Origin of the sequence: Streptomyces albus subsp. chlorinus, assembly GCF_013302895.1 — a bacterium.
Taxonomy (GTDB): Bacteria; Actinomycetota; Actinomycetes; order Streptomycetales; family Streptomycetaceae; genus Streptomyces; species Streptomyces chlorinus.
The window spans coordinates 1,655,690-1,671,102 of record NZ_VJOK01000001.1; the positions used below are offsets into that span (position 1 = coordinate 1,655,690).

The following is a 15,413-nucleotide window of genomic DNA, read 5'->3' on the forward strand; positions in this document are numbered from 1 at the left end:
CGCCCCGCCAGGAGCAGCCGGCGCCGCAGGGCCGGTGCCTCCCTGCCCGCTCCCGGCTCGGCCACCAGGTGCGGCACGCCCGGATGCGGCACACGCGGCTGATCCGGCTGGTGCGGTGGGTACGGCAGACGGGGCAGGGCGGTGTCCAGCATGCCGGTCACCGTCGCCCACGCCGTCACCAACGCCCCGACGGGCGAGGCGTCGACGGCCTCCCACGCCTCGTGGAAGACGGCGGCGGTCGCCGGGGGCCCGGCCGCCGCGCCGTCCGACAGCGGCGGCAGCTCGTACGCCGTGCCGTCCCCCGCGCCTGTTCCTGTTCCCGTCCTTGTCCCTGTTCCGGTTCCGGTTCCGGTTTCCTCCGCGGGTACGGGCTTCCGCCGGAGTACCGGCCCCTGCTCGGGGGCCGGAGGTTTCGGGGCGAACGGGCCCGTATCGGAGGCCGGGCCCGGGTAAGGGAACGGAATCGGACCGGGGGCCGGGGGGTGGTGCGGCTCCGTCCACGGGCTCGGGTTCGGGGCCGGGCTCGGATTCGGGCTAGGGGCCGGGGTCGGACTCGGGCCGGGTGCGGGCCCGGGTGGCGGTGTCCGCGGGGCGTAGTCCGGTGCCGGGGCGGGTGAGGGGGCGGGGGCGGGCGCCGGTGCGGGTTGCGGCATCGGGGGCAGGGGCCTTGTGGGGTGCGGGTCGGTGGTCTCCTCGTCCGAAGGTGCCTCGTCCAGAGGCTCGTCATGCGAAGGCGTCTCGTCGTCCGAAGGCCCCTCGTCGTCCAGAGGCCCATCCGAAGGTTCCTCGGCACGGGGCTCGTCCACCGGCGGCCCGTCCACCAGCGGTTCGCCGACGGGGTCCTCGTCGGTCAGCCCCCAGTCGTCGGTGTCCGGTTCGGCAGCAGGAGGTTCGACGGGGGCCGGGAGTGTCGGGCGCGGATCACCGGGATACGGCTCCGGGGCGGGCGGGTACGGCGACGGGCGCGGGGCCGGGGCGGGGGCGGGCGGTCGCGGTTCGGGGACCCGCGAGGGCTCAGGGCCGGCCCACGGATACGGCACCGGACCATAGGGGCCCGTGGGCACCGGCCGTTCCTCCGCCCTCATCTCCTCGGCACGCTCGCGCACCTGCCGCGCCTCGGCCTCGAACTCGATGGCTCCGGCCGGGGTTTCGATCCGCGTCATCCGCGCGAACGCCTCCCGCAGATACGCGCGCAGGTACCAGGCGACCACGAGTGTCACCAGCGGCCAGATCACAGCCTCGACGTACTTGAGCACGAGTTCCGCGACATCCATCCCGCCATCCTGGCGCCTTTCGCGGCCCGTTGGGGCCCCAACGGGGAGGGTCCGGCGGCATAGTGTGCCGCCGGGCCCCCGCCGGGCCCCCGCCGGACCCCGCCGGGTCGCCGCCCGCGTGGGCGGCCGAGGCGCACCGGCCGCGTGTCCGTCCTGCCCGTCCTGCCCCCCGTTCCGGAACGCGGGCATCACTCCCGCGACCCGTCTCCGGGTCCCGTCTTCCAGTCCCGTCATCCCGGTCCCGACACACCGGGTCCCGACACACCGGGTCCCGTCAGGCAGGGTCCCCCTCTTTGACGGTGGGCGGGCCGGAGTCCGGCGCGTTCGCGGCTTTCCGCTCGCCCTCCTGGACGCTCTCGGGCGCCAGCCCGCGGGCTACGGCGTGACGGCGCAGGGCGAGGGTGCCGCCGACGACCAGAGCCAGACCGGCCAGCAGCAGGTAGTACAGCGCCTCCGGGATGACGTCCAGGAGCCGGATGAGCCCGCTGCCCGCGCCCCCGCCGAGCGCGGCGAACAGCCACAGCAGTCCCAGCATCTGGGCGAGGAAGCGGCGCGGCAGCACGTCGGCGACGGCCGCGATGCCGACGGCGGCGACGATGAGTTCGCCGCAGGCGTGCATCAGGTAGACCGCCAGCAGCCACAGCGGTGAGACCTTCTCGCCTCCCGAGGCGAACCCCGCGGCGGCGGCCATGAGCAGGAAGCTCACCCCGGTCAGCAGCAGTCCGGTGGAGAACTTGGCCGGGACGCTCACCCGCTCACCGCCGTGCTTGAGCAGCACCCAGGCGAAGACCGGCGCCAGCACGAGGATGAACAGCGGCGTCGCCGACTGGAGCCAGCTGACCGGCACCTCGAAGCCGAGCACATGGCGTTCGGTGGAATGCTTGGCGAAGAGCGTCAGCGAGGAGCCGTCCTGGGCGACCAGCGACCAGAACAGCGTGGAGCCGAGAAAGATCCACAGGAACGAGCGGAGTCGTCTTCGGTCGCCCGGGGTCAGCTCGCGGCTGCGGTACAGGAAGGTGTAGGCGAGGCCGGGCGCAAGGATGGAGGCCAGGCCGACGAGGGCGATGCCGCTGCTCGGTGTCAGACCTCCCACGGCCGCGAGACCGCCCAGCAGCACGGCGACGGCCGTAAGAGCCGTGCCGGCCACCCGTTTGGCCCGTCGTGCGCCCTCCGCGACCAGTGGCCTGCCGGGCCGCTCCCCCTTGCCGAGGAACCGCGACCGGGCGACGGCGACCTGGACGGTGCCGAGGAACATGGCGGTGCCGGAGACGGCGAACCCGAGCCGCCAGTGGACGCGTTCGCCGAGGAAACCGGCGATCAGCGGGGAGGTGAGGGCGCTGACCTGGATGCCGATGTAGATCAGCGAGATGCCCGCCTCGCGGCGGGTGCTGCCGCTGAACATCAGATTGACCATGGCCTGGTGGTTCGGCTTGTACAGTCCCATGCCCACGGCGAGCAGCACCAGCGCGAGCGGCGTGAGCCACAGCACCGGTGTCGCCAGGGCGAAGTGGCCGACCGTGAGGACGGCGGAGCCGAGCACCAGAGTGCGGCGGGGCCCCAGTACGCGGTCGGCGAGCCAGCCGCCGGGCAGGCACAGCATGAACGCCAGCCCGATCCACGCGCCGAACAGCGCGGCGGCGTCCACCTTGGCCAGGCCGAGCCCGCCCTCGTCGCGGGGTGCGGCGGCGAACAGGACGAGGATCGCCTGCATGCCGAAGAATCCGAACCGCTCCCACAGGTCGCTCATGAACAGGGTGCGGAACCAGGCGGGCCAGGGGCGCAGAGAGGCGGGCTCCTCCTCCCGGCCCACCCCGGTCCGCACCGCCCGCGCCTCTGGGTGCGCCCCCGGTTCCAGGTCCACCCCCGGCCCCGGGTCCACCCCCGGCCCTGTGTGCGGGGGTTCTTGCGCTTGTGGTCCCATGCTCGTCGTCGCCTCCCGTCACGGCCGGCGGCACCTCCGCCGCGGTACCGGGAGGGTAGGAAGACGTGCTTGCGTGCCACTCGACCGAACGCAGCGGACGGCGGGGGAGCCGGTCGGCGGAGCGCCGGGACGGCCGGGGGGTTCGAAGGCTCTGGGGCTCGGGGCTCGGGGTTCCGGGGTTCGGAGGGCCGGGGTTCCGGGGTTCGGAGGCCCGGGGCTTCAAGGGCTGGGTATCCCCGGTGGGCGGGGGCTTCAGGCGTCCGGGAAGTCGTAGGCCTGGGGTCGGGGGGTCAGTGGTGGCCGCCGGGCACGCGGCGCGGTGCCGAGCGTTCCGTACCGGGTTTGACGACGGTGAACTGGCCCATCATCCCCTGGTCCTCGTGCCGCAGCATGTGGCAGTGGAACATGTACGGAGTGGCCGGATCGGTGTACTCGGGCATCGGTACGGCCAGTTCCACGGACTCCTGCGGGTGCAGGTAGACCGTGTCCTTGAGGCCCCGAAGCCGCTCCGGCACCGGACGGCCGCCCACGGAGACCACACTGAAACTGGTGCCGTGCACATGGAACGAGTGCGGCAGACCGTCCTCGCCCCGGACGTCCCACAGCTCGACGGCCTTGGCGGAAGCGACCTCGTCGATGCGGTTCATGTCCATGTGCTTGCCGTTGATCTGCCGGCCTGCCAGCCGGAACGTGCGGCGGTGCGCGCTTTTCTGCGCGGTGACCGGCCGGGGAGCTCCGGCGATCCAGGCGGGCAGCCGGTCGGAGCCGCGCAGCTTCTTCGCGGCACGGAACTGCAGCAGGTCGAAGGTGTCCTCCCCGCCGTCCAACCGCACGTTGGGGAAGCCCACCCCGAGGTCGGGCGCGTAGCTGCGGAGCACCACCCTGTCACCCGGTTCGAACGGCACGACGATCTCGGCGCGTTCGGCGGGCGCCAGCTGGAGGCGCCGCAGCCGGACGGGCGCCGGGAGCAGACCGCTCTCCTGTGCGACGAGGTGGAAGGCGCGGCCGTCCGTGAGACCGAGGTTGTAGGAGCGCGCGTTGGAGCCGTTCAGGATGCGCAGCCGCAGCAGCCGGGTGGTCACCTCCAGATGCGGATCGGCGGTGCCGTTGATGAAGATCTTGTCCCCGAGAACGCCGAGGGGGTCGACCCCGGTGAGCTGCTCGGAGACGGAGAGGCCGGTCATGGAGAACGAGCCGTCGTTGTTGAAGGCACGGTCCTGGATGATGAGCGGTACGTCGTCCACTCCGTAGGCGTGCGGGAGCCCGGAGTCCTCGGAATGCTCGTCCTCGACCAGGAAGAGTCCCGCGATTCCGCGAGTGACGTGGTTGGCGGTCTCGCCGTGCGGGTGGGGGTGGTACCAGAGCGTGGCCGCCGGCTGGTCGAGCCGCCACTTCGGCCGCCACACGGAGCCCGGGGAGACGGACTGGTGCGGCCCGCCGTCCATCTCGGCGGGCAGGTGCATACCGTGCCAGTGGAGCGTCGTCGTCTCGGGGAGTCCGTTGCTGAACGCGACGGAGACCGTGTCGCCGCGGCGCGCCCGCAGCGTGGGGCCGAGGAACGGCCCGTTGACGCCCCACGTGGGGGTCTTCTTGCCGGGGATCAGCACACTGGTGCCCGTGCGGGCCTTGAGCGCGAAGTGCCGTACACCCTTCGCGTCCTTCTCGGGCTCCAGCAGCCGGGGGATGGCGAGGCGGTTGCGGAACGACAACTCACCGACGTTGGACAGCTTCCGGTCGCGGTAGACGAGTGCGAAATTGACGCCGTACGCGCCGCCGGCCAGCACACCGAGGCCGAGCAGCGACCCCGTGGCGATCATCAGGCGACGGCGGCGCACGGTTCGCCGGCGCCCCGGGCCGGACCGCCCCGCGGAAGGGCCGGCGGGCTCGTCGCCGGCAGGCTCACGGCCGGACGGCTCCGCGCCGGAGCGGTCGGGGGACGAGCTGTGTGACGGTTCGGTCATCACGTCACCGTACCGGACGAAACTGAACACTGAACACTGAACACCTTTCGCCGAGGGGGCTCAGTGGGGCGCACGCCGTCGCTCGTCCCGCCCCGCGCCCCCCTGCCACTCCGTCCGGTCGACGTACGGGACCAGCCACAGCTGCCCGTAGGCGGCGAGCATGTTCCACACCACCGACCACACCTTGCGCACCCACACGATGACCTCCAGGTTGGAAAGCCCAGCGTGCGCGACGGCCCTCGACATCCACTCAAGAGGAGGACCGGCCGGGGTCAACTCCTGCGCAGGCGGGGAAAGGAGGGAACGGCCGCGAGGAAGAAGAGGGTGGTGAGGATGTACGGCCAGGTGAGAGTGTGCCCGCCGAAGGGCGCGAAGAACGAGGTGACGGCCACCGTGAGCACGGTCGAGGCAGCGGCCCCCACGACGGCGTACACCGTGCTCGCGACACCGCGTTCGAGGAAGACCGCACCCAGCGCCATGGCGACGAGCACCGCGTTGTACCCGAGCAGCCCCGCGGCCACGTCGGAGGCTGGCGCGCCCAGCGCCCACGCCGTCACCGTCCCGACGACGCTGCCCAGACAAGCCGTCAGTCCCGCGAACCAGTCGGCGACGAAGATGCCGGCGAGGAAGAGCAGACCCACGTACCACTGCGGCATCAGGAAGATCTGCCCCACGTTGGCCAGAAGCGCGTGCGCCGCGTCCCCCAGCCCCAGCGCGGGGTCACCGGACGCCGGACGCGGCAGCGCCGACAGCGAGGACCCCTCGTGCCACACCCGCCGGAAGCCCGGCGCGGCGACCGTGACCACACTGGCCATCAGGCAGAACGGCAGCGTGAAGGTGGGCATCGACCACGGCCGCAGCAGATTGACGAGCGCGGCCGTCAGCACGGCGGCGACGACAGCGCCCCCGGCGGCCAGCAGCCATGTCGAGCCGTACCCCGGGCCGAGGAAGACCGCGAACGCCAGTGACACCAGGCACCCGTTGAAGCCTTCGAGCCCCGCGGCTATGCGTGCGCGGTCCACGCCGAGGACGTAGGCGGTGGCCGTTCCGAGCACCGTGCCGAGCAGCGCGGCGAGTCCGTAGCGCCAGCCGGAGGCGAAGAGCGCCGCGACGAAGAAGACGCCGCACGCGGCGTTCGGCATGAAGTCCACCTGCGCGAGGCCGCGCAGCACCTCGTAGCCGAAACGCACCGGCTGCCGCCGCGCCACACCGGCCACCGGCAGATCCCACGAAACGGAACGGCTCATAGCTGCAACGTACACGCACCCAGAGGGTGAGGGGGAGGCGGGGCCCGGCACGATCCGGCCGGTACAGTGCGCTCCGGTTGCGATCAGACCCGGCCCCGGTGCGACCAGGAAGACCCCGGTGCGGCCAGGCACGGCCCGGTGCGATCACACCGGGACCGGTGGTTAGCGCAGGCCCAGACAGGGCAGCCACGAGCGGTTGCCGCCGGTCACCGTCAGCAGAGCGGCGAGGGCCCCGGCCGCGCCGCCGAGCAGTCCGCACCGGCGCCCGGCCAGGTCCCACAACTCGTTCTCGTGCGCGACGAGATGCGCCAGTAGACGTTCCCGCAGCACGGCGGCGGCCGGCACCCCGCCGTGCAGCCGCAGCGCGTCGGCGACCACCAGCACACCTGCCGCACCGTGACAGAGTCCCAGACGGTCGCCGGGATGGTCACCGAAGAGGTGGAAGCCCTCGTGGAATCCGGCGGTGAAGGAGGTGAAGGCGGCGGCTGCCCACTCGGCCACGTCCGGGTCCCCGAGGGCGTCGGCCGCGTCCCACAGGGCCCAGGCGACACCGGGCGTGCCGTAACACCACGCCTGGCGCGCGTGGGCCCCCGGCGGACGCGACGCCCCGTCGAGCCCGCACCCGCTCCACGTCCGGATGTCCCGCGCGTCCTCGAACGACTCGCTCATCAGCCAGCGGCAGGTGTTCCGGAGTGCCGTAGCCAGTTCGGAACGCGGCCCCAACTGCCGTACAGCGGCACTCAGCGCACTCGTGACGCCCGCGACACCGTGCCCCATACCGGTGTTGATCCGCCTGTGCAGCCATCCCAGCAACGGGTGTCCGGGGTAATACGTCCGCAGCCCGGGCAGTTCGGCGTCGTCGCAGAGGGCCGCCAGGCGCAGGGCGTACGTCACGTAACCGGCACGGTCCCCGGCATCCGCGAAGCCGCCCCCGCCCCCGCCCCCGTTCCCCGGAACGCCGCCCCTTGAGAAGCCGGTGTCCGCGTTGCCCCCGCTTGTGTTGCCGCCACCCGTGGCACCGCCGCCCTGTGCTCCAGCGGCGTCGATGGTCAGCGCGAGGATGACGCCCGAGGGTCCGAGGATCAGGTCGTAGTCGGGGAACTGGACGGTCCCGTACCGCGCGGGCGCACCGCCGGGACGGCCGGCCGCGGCCCCGGCGGACCAGCCACCCGAGGACCCCGCGGGCCCGTCGGCGGGAACGTCGAGCAGACGCTCCCGCATCCGGTCCGCAACCGGATGCAGTGCCGGATGCAGCACAGCGCACTGCCTCAGACCGACCAGCGTCCCTGCCAGCCCGCCGTCGTACAGCCCCCGATGGCCGGGGCCACGGCCCACCCCGCGAGCCCACACGGCACAGGCACGCGCCGCCGTCCGTACCGCCGTTGCGTCTCCGTGCACCTCGCCCGTGGCCGCCACCAGCCGTGCCAGGACGGGGATCCCGGGATCACCGGGGTGTTCGACGAGTTGCACGACATCGGTGGGGACTGCCGGTTCCGCGGGGCCCGGGGGCCCATCGGCGGAATCGGCCGGGGCCACCGGGCGCCTGACCACGTCGGGCGGCCGCTGCGCAGCGGCCTGTCTGGCACGGTCGGTCCACCGCTCCAGCACGGCGACGGCAAGCCGCAGTGCCACCGCACGGGCACCATCGTCGGTGAGGGTGTGCTCGGTCATGTACTGCGTCATGTCGCGGATCTCCCGACGGTTCGGAGGGTGGGGCGGTACAGGGGCGGTGGTGGGGTGGGGCGGTACGGGGGCGGCAGTGGGGTGCGGTGGAGTGGGAAACGGGAGCCTCGGGCAGGGGCTCGTCCGTCAGGAGTTCCGGCGGGCCAGGACAACAGGACGCGGTCCCTGCGGAATACGATGAGATATGCGGCCGTCACGTGGAGCCCGGAGCTTGCGCTCGATGAGGAAAGCGCGCACTCGCTCGGTGGCCAGGAATTCTCTTGCCCTCTCCGGGGTTCCGCCGCACAAGAGAGGCCCCGGTTAAGCGTTTCCGTTCCAAGAGCGGGTGCGAGCTTCGCCCGGGGTGCCATCACCATCGCGTCGCCGGATCCCCCTCGCGAGGCCGTACGACCAGGCGCACCGCCCACCTTCAGTCGCTCGACCAACCCGAACGACACACGGCGACCGTAAACCCTTTCCCAACTCGCCCCCTTTACCGGCAATTACGTCGCCGCAATCACGTCACAAAGGGGATCTTCCCGTCTTCCCTATTACCGAACAATGAACCAGCGCTCTTCATATGAACGGTAGTTGTGCGCCGGAGCAATCGAGGCACACACGACGGCGGTACACAACGGGGCCGGACACTCAGCAGACAGACCGAAGGCCAAGGCTTCCTGTACCGGCCGGCCGCCGACCCGGACGGCAAGCGAGTCCCCGAGAACCAGGACTCAGGGGGCGGCACCATGTATGACAACAAACCGCCCGGTCGGTACGGAACAAGTTCCCCAGCTCGCCCTTTACCCCGCCAGCGCACTCCTTCCCGTTGCGGCGAGCGAAGCCGCCTTCGCGCGGGCCGTCGCTGCCACTGCGGCCTGACCCAACCGATCGGCGAGCCGGGCCTGACCGAGCCAGTTGTAGGGGCTGGTCGGGCGCAGGCTGAGCCGTTCGCTCAGCAACATACGGGCCACCTCCCACCGTCGGGCCCGCAACGCCGCCTCGACCAATGTGCGCTGCACGACATCACGTTGCGCATGGCTGCCGCCGAACGTCTGGAGCCGGCCCCGCAACGGCAACAGCAGCTCCATCGCCCTCTCGTACCGCCCCTGCCCGAAGGCGATCAACGCCCGGCACACCGGCAGGCCGATCTCCACCATCATGGTGTGATTGGTGACGCCCGGATGCGGACGCGCCGCCCACGCCGCACGGTCGGCCACCAACTCCTCTGCCGCTTGCATCCGCCCGGCCCCGAGGTAAGCCATGACCGCATGGACGTCGTTGAAGGAATAGTGCGGCCCGTCCGCACGCGCCGCCCAAGCGTCCGCCAACGGCTCCCAACGCCCTCCGATGGCCGCCTGTACCTCGCCGCCCTCCAGGTACAGCCGCCACAACAGCGAGGCCGCATCGAGCAGTTCGAGCACCGCCCCCTCCGACGAGGGGGTGTGGAGAGCGGCGTCGTAGATGTCCAACGCCCGGCCCACCTCCCCGGCCTCCAGCGCGTAGAGGGCGTAGTGCCACCAGTTGTGCACGGCCATCATGTTGCCCGCCCCCCAATCCGCCCTCCGGGCGTCAAGGTAACCGATGCCCTCCGCGAACCGGCCCCGCATCTCCATGCAGTGCGCGACGGCGTGGATGCCCCACACATCGCGAGGCCCGCGCTCCACGGCGGCCCGCGCGGTCTCCTCGGCCCTGGCGTAGTCGCCCGACTCCTCCAACCCGAAACCGAGCATTCCGAGCAACGGCCCGTAGTGCGGGTCCTCCTCACTCCACGCGGTCAGCGCACCCGCGACTCGATCCCGCAGCGACGCGGCGTTGCCGGTGAAGAAGTCGATCTGATGTCCGACAGCCAGCGCGAGAGTGTCCCGCGGCCAGGCCACAGTGATCTCCCTCAGCAACGCCCCCGCCCGCTCGATGTCCCCCGCCAGCCATACAGAAGCAGCACACAGATGTGCCCGCTCCCGCTCCGTGAAGCCGGACTGGTCCGCGTCGGCCCGGAACCGCGCGAACTCCTCGCGCACCGCCACCGCCTGGGCCTCCTCCGTGCCGAGCAGACCCAAGTAAGCGGCGAAGACCTGCCCCATGGGTGCCCCCGGCGCCACCCTGCGCATCTCACCGACCGTCTCGGCGACGTCCCCGCGGAAGAAGAGAAACGAGTCGACAGCCCGCTCGTACAGCGCCACCGCATCCGCGTCGCCGCCCCCTCCGCCGAGCTCGCTCATCTCCAGCCCGTGCCGATCCCTCGGCCGGCGCCGCACCGGATCAACCCTGCGCCCGGCCCTCACCCCCTCGTGGCCGCTGGCCCCTCCGGGCACGCCCCCGCGGAGCACCGCCCGATCGAGCACCCCCACTTCGTCCGGCTCCGCCGTCTGAGGCGCCTCCGCTTCGCCGGGCACTGCCCTGTTGAGCGGCATCGGCTCGGGAGCTGCCGTACCGGGCACCGCCCCGTGGACTTCGCTCCCGCTCCGAACCGTCTCCTGATGGGCGATTTTTCCGGGACCGCTCCCCCGGATCGTCGTCCCGCCGAGTACGGTTCCGTCGGCCTCCGTCTTGCTCCCGTGCTCTGTCCCACCCGGGGTCGGCCGATCCGCTACCGGATTCCTTCGATCCACCCGGCTCGGTACGCCCGGAGCCGGGGCGGTCACGCCCGCCCTGCCCCCGTCCGCCGGCGTGACGCTCGCCTTCCCTCTCACGGGGTCCGCTCCCGCGCTCGCCCCACGGACGCCCGGGCCCCGACTCGCCGCCCTGTCCCCGTCGGCCACCTCCGGCATTGTCGCGTCCGGTGTTGCCGCGTCCGGTGTTGTTGCCTCCGATGTCGTCGCGTCCGGTGCTGCCATTGCCCGGGCTGCCGTTGCCGGAGCGTCGACGGTCCTCGCGAGAAGCGGATCCTCCGTCCCGTTTGCCGCGTTTTCCGCGCCCGGTCCGCTGCTCATGACCGCTCCTCCCACCGACGCCGCCTCCACCTGGTGCGGCCCTTCCGCGCGAGGTTCCCCGCGCCTGCCGTGGCGCCTCATGCTGCACGGGCGAGGGGGCGTCCGGCCAGTGTGAGGGGCGGATCAGCGTGTCGGGGACAACCGTCGTGGAGTCACCCCGTGCGGCGTTCAGTTGCGATTGGGTGAGGAAGAGCGCACCCGACAGGTTCGCCCCGCGCAGATCGGTGTCCCGCAGGTCTGCCCCGAGAAGATCAACTTGCCGTAGATCAGCCTCCCGCAGATCCGCGGCGATCACCAGCGCACCCCGCAAGGTCGCCCCTCGCAACCGGGCGCCCCGCATGCTGGTGCCCACCAGATCCGCGCGCCGCAGGTCACGACCGCCCAACCCCTCGCGAACCCGCTCGCTGACCCGCTCCAGCACCGGACCCACCCTCGCCCGCCAAACCTCCACCTCGGTGGAGAGCAACGTGTCCGCATCCCCGTCGATCAGCGCGTCGAGCTGTGCGATCAACGTGCCCGCGTCCTCACCGGAACTGATGGCCTCCGCCTCCGTGAGCAGCCACAGAAGCTCGTGCAACTGCCTCGTCACCCGGAAGACCGCGAACATGGACGGCCCGGGCGCCACCCCCTCCCGGGCCGTCACCCGCTGCCCGGCGCCGTAACAGTCGAAGACCGAACATCCCGCGAAGCCACTCTCCCGCAGCCGCGCATGGATCGAGCACCGGTTGTCGACGGTCAGGTTCGCGCAGCGCTCACCGGCCGGTTTGTCGACCGCGAAGTCCGCCGAGGCCGCGAACGGCAGCGCCACACAGCACAGCCCCGCACACCGCTCACAGTCGGCTCGCAGCCTCTCCATGCGCCCCGAACCCTTCATCTCGTTCACCCACTCAACCTAAACGCTCGGACACACCCACCCGGCGCGAGCAGCCACTGCCATCCCTTACGCCCCTCCGGCCCGGCCCTGAAGCCCCAGCTCCTGGGGCCGAGAAGCCGCCCCGCTCCGCATGCGGCCCGCCCTCCACGGCAGCGGCACCAAGCTTCCCTCGCCGAACGCACCTGGCGGCCAGCCATCGGCGGGGCTATCCAGCGCGCACAGGTCCCGTGCTCGCCGTCCGCAGCAGCCTGTAGGCCGGAAGCACACTCGCCAGCAGCCCCACTATCAGACAGCTCCCCACCGCGCCTCCCACCCACGGCCAGGCGACCGTCGGTGCGACGGGCACCCCCAGGCTCTCGCGCAGGCCGTGCACCATCCCCAGCAGTGCCGGCAGCACCACGGCCATCCCCAGCGCCCCGCCCAACATCACGGCGCAGACAGTCTCACCTGCGACGATCCGCAGCACCTGGCGAAGCGTGGCTCCGGATAGCCGGAGGATCCGCAGGTCCCGGGCTCGGTCGGCGGTGGCCGTCAGCAGAGTGGAAGCCACGGCTATGGCCGTGTACCCGGCCGTCATGGCGACCAGCATCAAGGTGAAGATCCACACGAGCCTGTCCTCTTCCGCATCCGACGAGGACGCATAAGTGGCCGGCGTGACCTCCCTTGCCCCGGGTATCCCGGCCACGGGACGTGGCCCATCACCATCTGTGCGGTAGGCCACGTCGGCCAGCGCAGAGGGGTCGTGCTGACGCACTACTGCCCGAGGAAGCACCACCTGGTAGGGAACTTCCTCATCGTCCAGTACTGCGGCCACCCGCAGCCGCTCCTTACGACCGTCCTCAAAGGTGAAGACGGCATACCGCCCCTCACGCCACCCATGCGCGGCTGCCACCGATTCGGACACGAACACGGTGCCTTCGGAGGGTGTGGTATGGCCATGGAGCCGTGCGAATCCCGAGCCGACCCCGGCCGCTGTGAACGCCGCCTGCCCGCTGCCGCCGTAAACGTTGGAGGACAAGAACGCGTTTCGCTCCAGCCCCGCCTTCCTTGTCACGGCATCACTCAGCCCAGGAGTGCCGACGGGTGCGAGCGCGGTGTCGGCCCGCACAGCGGCAGCTTGGCGGTCGGTGTCAGCGGTCTCCGTCGTCTGGACAGTACTGGTGATGAGAACCGCGAAAGCAACCGTGGCCAGCACCGGCGCGATGGTGGCGGAGGTGCGCCGTACGGCAGTGCGCATGTTCTCCCGCACGAGGAGGGATGTCGCTCCCGGCCGGCGGGCCAGGGGGAGAGTGAGCACACCGACCACCGACCGCACCAGCGCCGGGATGAGCAGCGTGAGTCCTACGGTCAGCCCTGCCGCTGTACCCAGCCCGAGCAGCACCATCGTGTCACTGCTGCCGAAGGCCGTCGCCACCGCGCAGGCCAGTCCCGCTGCCGTCGCTGCCACTCCTGCCGCCCAGCGTTTACGGGACATGGGCCGGTCGTCGACGGCCGCCTCGCGCATCGCTTCCATCGGGGCCACCTTCGCTGCTCGGCGCGAGGCGGTCCACGCTCCGGCCAATGCCACGGCGGTTCCGAGAACGAGTGCCACACACGGGACCCACCAGTGGCTGTCCACCACGAAGCCTTCCGGCTGCAAGCCGGCGTCCACCAGCACGGCCGCTGTCGAGGGCGCGAGGGCCAGGCCCGTCAGCGCCCCGGCAGCGGAGCCGACCACGCCGACGAGCATCGCCTCTCCACAGACGGTGCGGCGCACCTGCCTCGGAGTGGCACCAAGAGTGCGCAGCAGCCCGAACTCCTGTCGCCGCTGCGCCACGGTGAACGCGAAGGTCGAGGAGACGATGAAGACAGTCACGAAGACCGAGAGCGCCGCCATGGCGGTGACGACCTGGCCGCCGATCCACCGAGTGACCTCATCCTGGCGCGGTGCCAGAGCGTCACGGCCCGCTCCGGTGAAGACCTCTCCCCCACCACGCGCAGTGGCCACGACTCGCCGCGTCGCGGACGCGATGTCGGCCGCAGAGACGCTCTTCACAAGGGTGAGCCCGATGACGCGGACCCCGCCGGACAAAGAAGCAGCACGGGCATCGGTGACGTAGTAGCCCGGCCCGTCCATCGTGCCGGAAACGGTGAAGCGGTGGGGCCCGTCGGCAGTGAGCAGGGTCACCCGCTCTCCCGGCCTGTGGCCGTACGCCTGGTCGAGGACCACTTCGTCGCTCTTCGTCGGCGGCTTTCCGGCCTGGAGCCCATAGGAAGCGAGAGCGGCCGAGGACCAGCCGTGTCCCTGCCGCTCCCCCTTGCGCTGCTCGGTACCGGGCAGCTGGGCGTAGAAGGAGCGGTCGGCGACGGCAGACCGCACGCCGGGCAGCCGAGCCAGTTCGCGCCGGAGTTCTCTTGCTTCCTCCGGCTTCCAGGGTGGCGGCTCCGCGTACTGGCCTCCGATCTGATCCCCCAGCGGGGCGCGCACCAACACAGCCGCCCCTGCCAGTCGCTCGGGCACGTCCGTTCCCCTGGACAGCAGGATCAGCCCACTCATCGTCACAACAGCGACGCCGAGGACGAGAGCCACGAACGTGCCCAGAAACGAGGACCAGCGGTCCCGTACGGTTGCCAGACTGATCACGGCCGCCCCTCCTCTTGCTTGTCGGCCCGTCCCTGGCCCGCGGCCGTCGCCGCGCGGAGTTCCACGGCGGTCCGGCCCGGTGCGGTTTCCTCCAGTGCCGCCATACGTGCCGCGATGGCCTCGGCTCCCTGACTGCCAGGGAGTTCACTCACAGGTCTCCCGTCGGCGAGCAGCACGACGCGGTCCGCGTAGGCTGCGGCTGCCGGATCATGGGTGACCATCACCACGGTCTGCTTGTTCGCATCCGCCAGCTCGCGGAGCATCCGCAGGACGCCACGCGAGGTATGGGTGTCCAGAGCGCCGGTCGGTTCGTCGGCGAAGAGCACGGCCGGTCGCGCGATGACGGCACGGGCCAGTGCCACCCTCTGCTGCTGGCCGCCGGACAACTCGCTGGGTCGGTGCCTGGCGCGGTCACCGAGCCCGAAACGCTCCAGCGCCGCGATGGCCTCTCCCGGTTCGGCACGGCGACCGGCGAGCCGGAGCGGCAGCTCCACGTTCTGGGCGGCGGTCAATGCCGGGACAAGATTGAACGCCTGGAAGACGAAGCCCACCCGTTCGCGGCGGAGGACCGTCAACTCGTCCTCGCTCAAGGAAGCCAGTTCCGTACCGTCCACCAGAACCTGGCCACGGCTGGGGCGTTCTATGCCGGCCGCGCAGTGGAGCAGCGTCGATTTGCCGGACCCGGAAGGTCCCATGACAGCGGTCATGGTGCCGCGTGCGAAGCCGAGGGAGACGCCTGCGAGCGCGGTCACGGTCCGCTCGGCTTCGCCGTAGCACTTCGCGACCGCGCGCAGTTCAACCGGCAGCGGGTTCTGGACGGGTTCGACAGGCCGGCCGGCTCGAGACCTGGCGGCCGCTGTTGTTGTGTGTTGTGAGGTCATGGCTCAAGAGAACGCCGCGTGAGCACCTCCCCACATCAGT

At 71.5% G+C, this 15,413-nt stretch carries 10 protein-coding genes and 1 pseudogene; 1 reads left to right on the plus strand and 10 read right to left on the minus strand.

The window, feature by feature from the left end; genetic code table 11:
- The 8 genes and pseudogenes from FM076_RS07525 to FM076_RS07560 form a co-directional block, all read right to left on the minus strand.
- Positions 1 to 1,274 (minus strand): annotated as a pseudogene (locus FM076_RS07525) (hypothetical protein); the annotation flags it as partial.
- A gap of 274 nt (positions 1,275 to 1,548) precedes the next feature.
- Positions 1,549 to 3,096, minus strand: a complete 1,548-nt coding sequence (locus FM076_RS07530; protein WP_345944916.1) for a peptide MFS transporter — start codon at positions 3,094 to 3,096, stop codon at positions 1,549 to 1,551.
- Positions 3,097 to 3,485: 389 nt separating this feature from the next.
- Complete coding sequence (locus FM076_RS07535) at positions 3,486 to 5,012, minus strand: multicopper oxidase family protein (protein WP_243274358.1); 1,527 nt, start codon at positions 5,010 to 5,012, stop codon at positions 3,486 to 3,488.
- A 204-nt stretch (positions 5,013 to 5,216) separates the two neighbouring features.
- Positions 5,217 to 5,402, minus strand: a complete 186-nt coding sequence (locus FM076_RS07540; protein WP_173869164.1) for a hypothetical protein — start codon at positions 5,400 to 5,402, stop codon at positions 5,217 to 5,219.
- Between the two features lie 26 nt (positions 5,403 to 5,428).
- Entirely contained in the window at positions 5,429 to 6,403 is a 975-nt protein-coding gene (locus FM076_RS07545) for an urea transporter (RefSeq protein ID WP_180217728.1), read from the minus strand.
- Positions 6,404 to 6,565: 162 nt separating this feature from the next.
- Entirely contained in the window at positions 6,566 to 8,086 is a 1,521-nt protein-coding gene (locus FM076_RS33485) for a lanthionine synthetase LanC family protein (RefSeq protein WP_243274360.1), read from the minus strand.
- A 779-nt stretch (positions 8,087 to 8,865) separates the two neighbouring features.
- The gene (locus FM076_RS07555; RefSeq protein ID WP_173869165.1) at positions 8,866 to 10,284 is read right to left on the minus strand and encodes a tetratricopeptide repeat protein; all 1,419 of its coding nucleotides are present in this window, start codon (positions 10,282 to 10,284) and stop codon (positions 8,866 to 8,868) included.
- A 40-nt stretch (positions 10,285 to 10,324) separates the two neighbouring features.
- The gene (locus tag FM076_RS07560) at positions 10,325 to 11,446 is read right to left on the minus strand and encodes a pentapeptide repeat-containing protein (protein ID WP_345945399.1); all 1,122 of its coding nucleotides are present in this window, start codon (positions 11,444 to 11,446) and stop codon (positions 10,325 to 10,327) included.
- 16 nt (positions 11,447 to 11,462) lie between these two features.
- Between FM076_RS07560 and FM076_RS34920 the strand changes: the two genes are divergently transcribed.
- Positions 11,463 to 11,657: a hypothetical protein gene (locus FM076_RS34920; RefSeq protein WP_243275228.1), complete on the plus strand. Its 195-nt coding sequence runs from the start codon at positions 11,463 to 11,465 to the stop codon at positions 11,655 to 11,657.
- A gap of 417 nt (positions 11,658 to 12,074) precedes the next feature.
- Here the strand turns inward: FM076_RS34920 and FM076_RS07565 are convergent, their stop codons facing one another.
- Together FM076_RS07565 and FM076_RS07570 are read right to left on the minus strand one after the other, a co-directional pair.
- Positions 12,075 to 14,492, minus strand: coding sequence for an FtsX-like permease family protein (locus FM076_RS07565; RefSeq protein ID WP_173869166.1), 2,418 nt, complete (start codon positions 14,490 to 14,492; stop codon positions 12,075 to 12,077).
- On the minus strand, positions 14,489 to 15,373 hold the full coding sequence (locus tag FM076_RS07570) for an ABC transporter ATP-binding protein (RefSeq protein ID WP_173869167.1): 885 nt from the start codon (positions 15,371 to 15,373) through the stop codon (positions 14,489 to 14,491). The genes FM076_RS07565 and FM076_RS07570 overlap by 4 nt, the downstream gene beginning before the upstream one ends.
- Between the last annotated feature and the right edge of the window lie 40 nt (positions 15,374 to 15,413).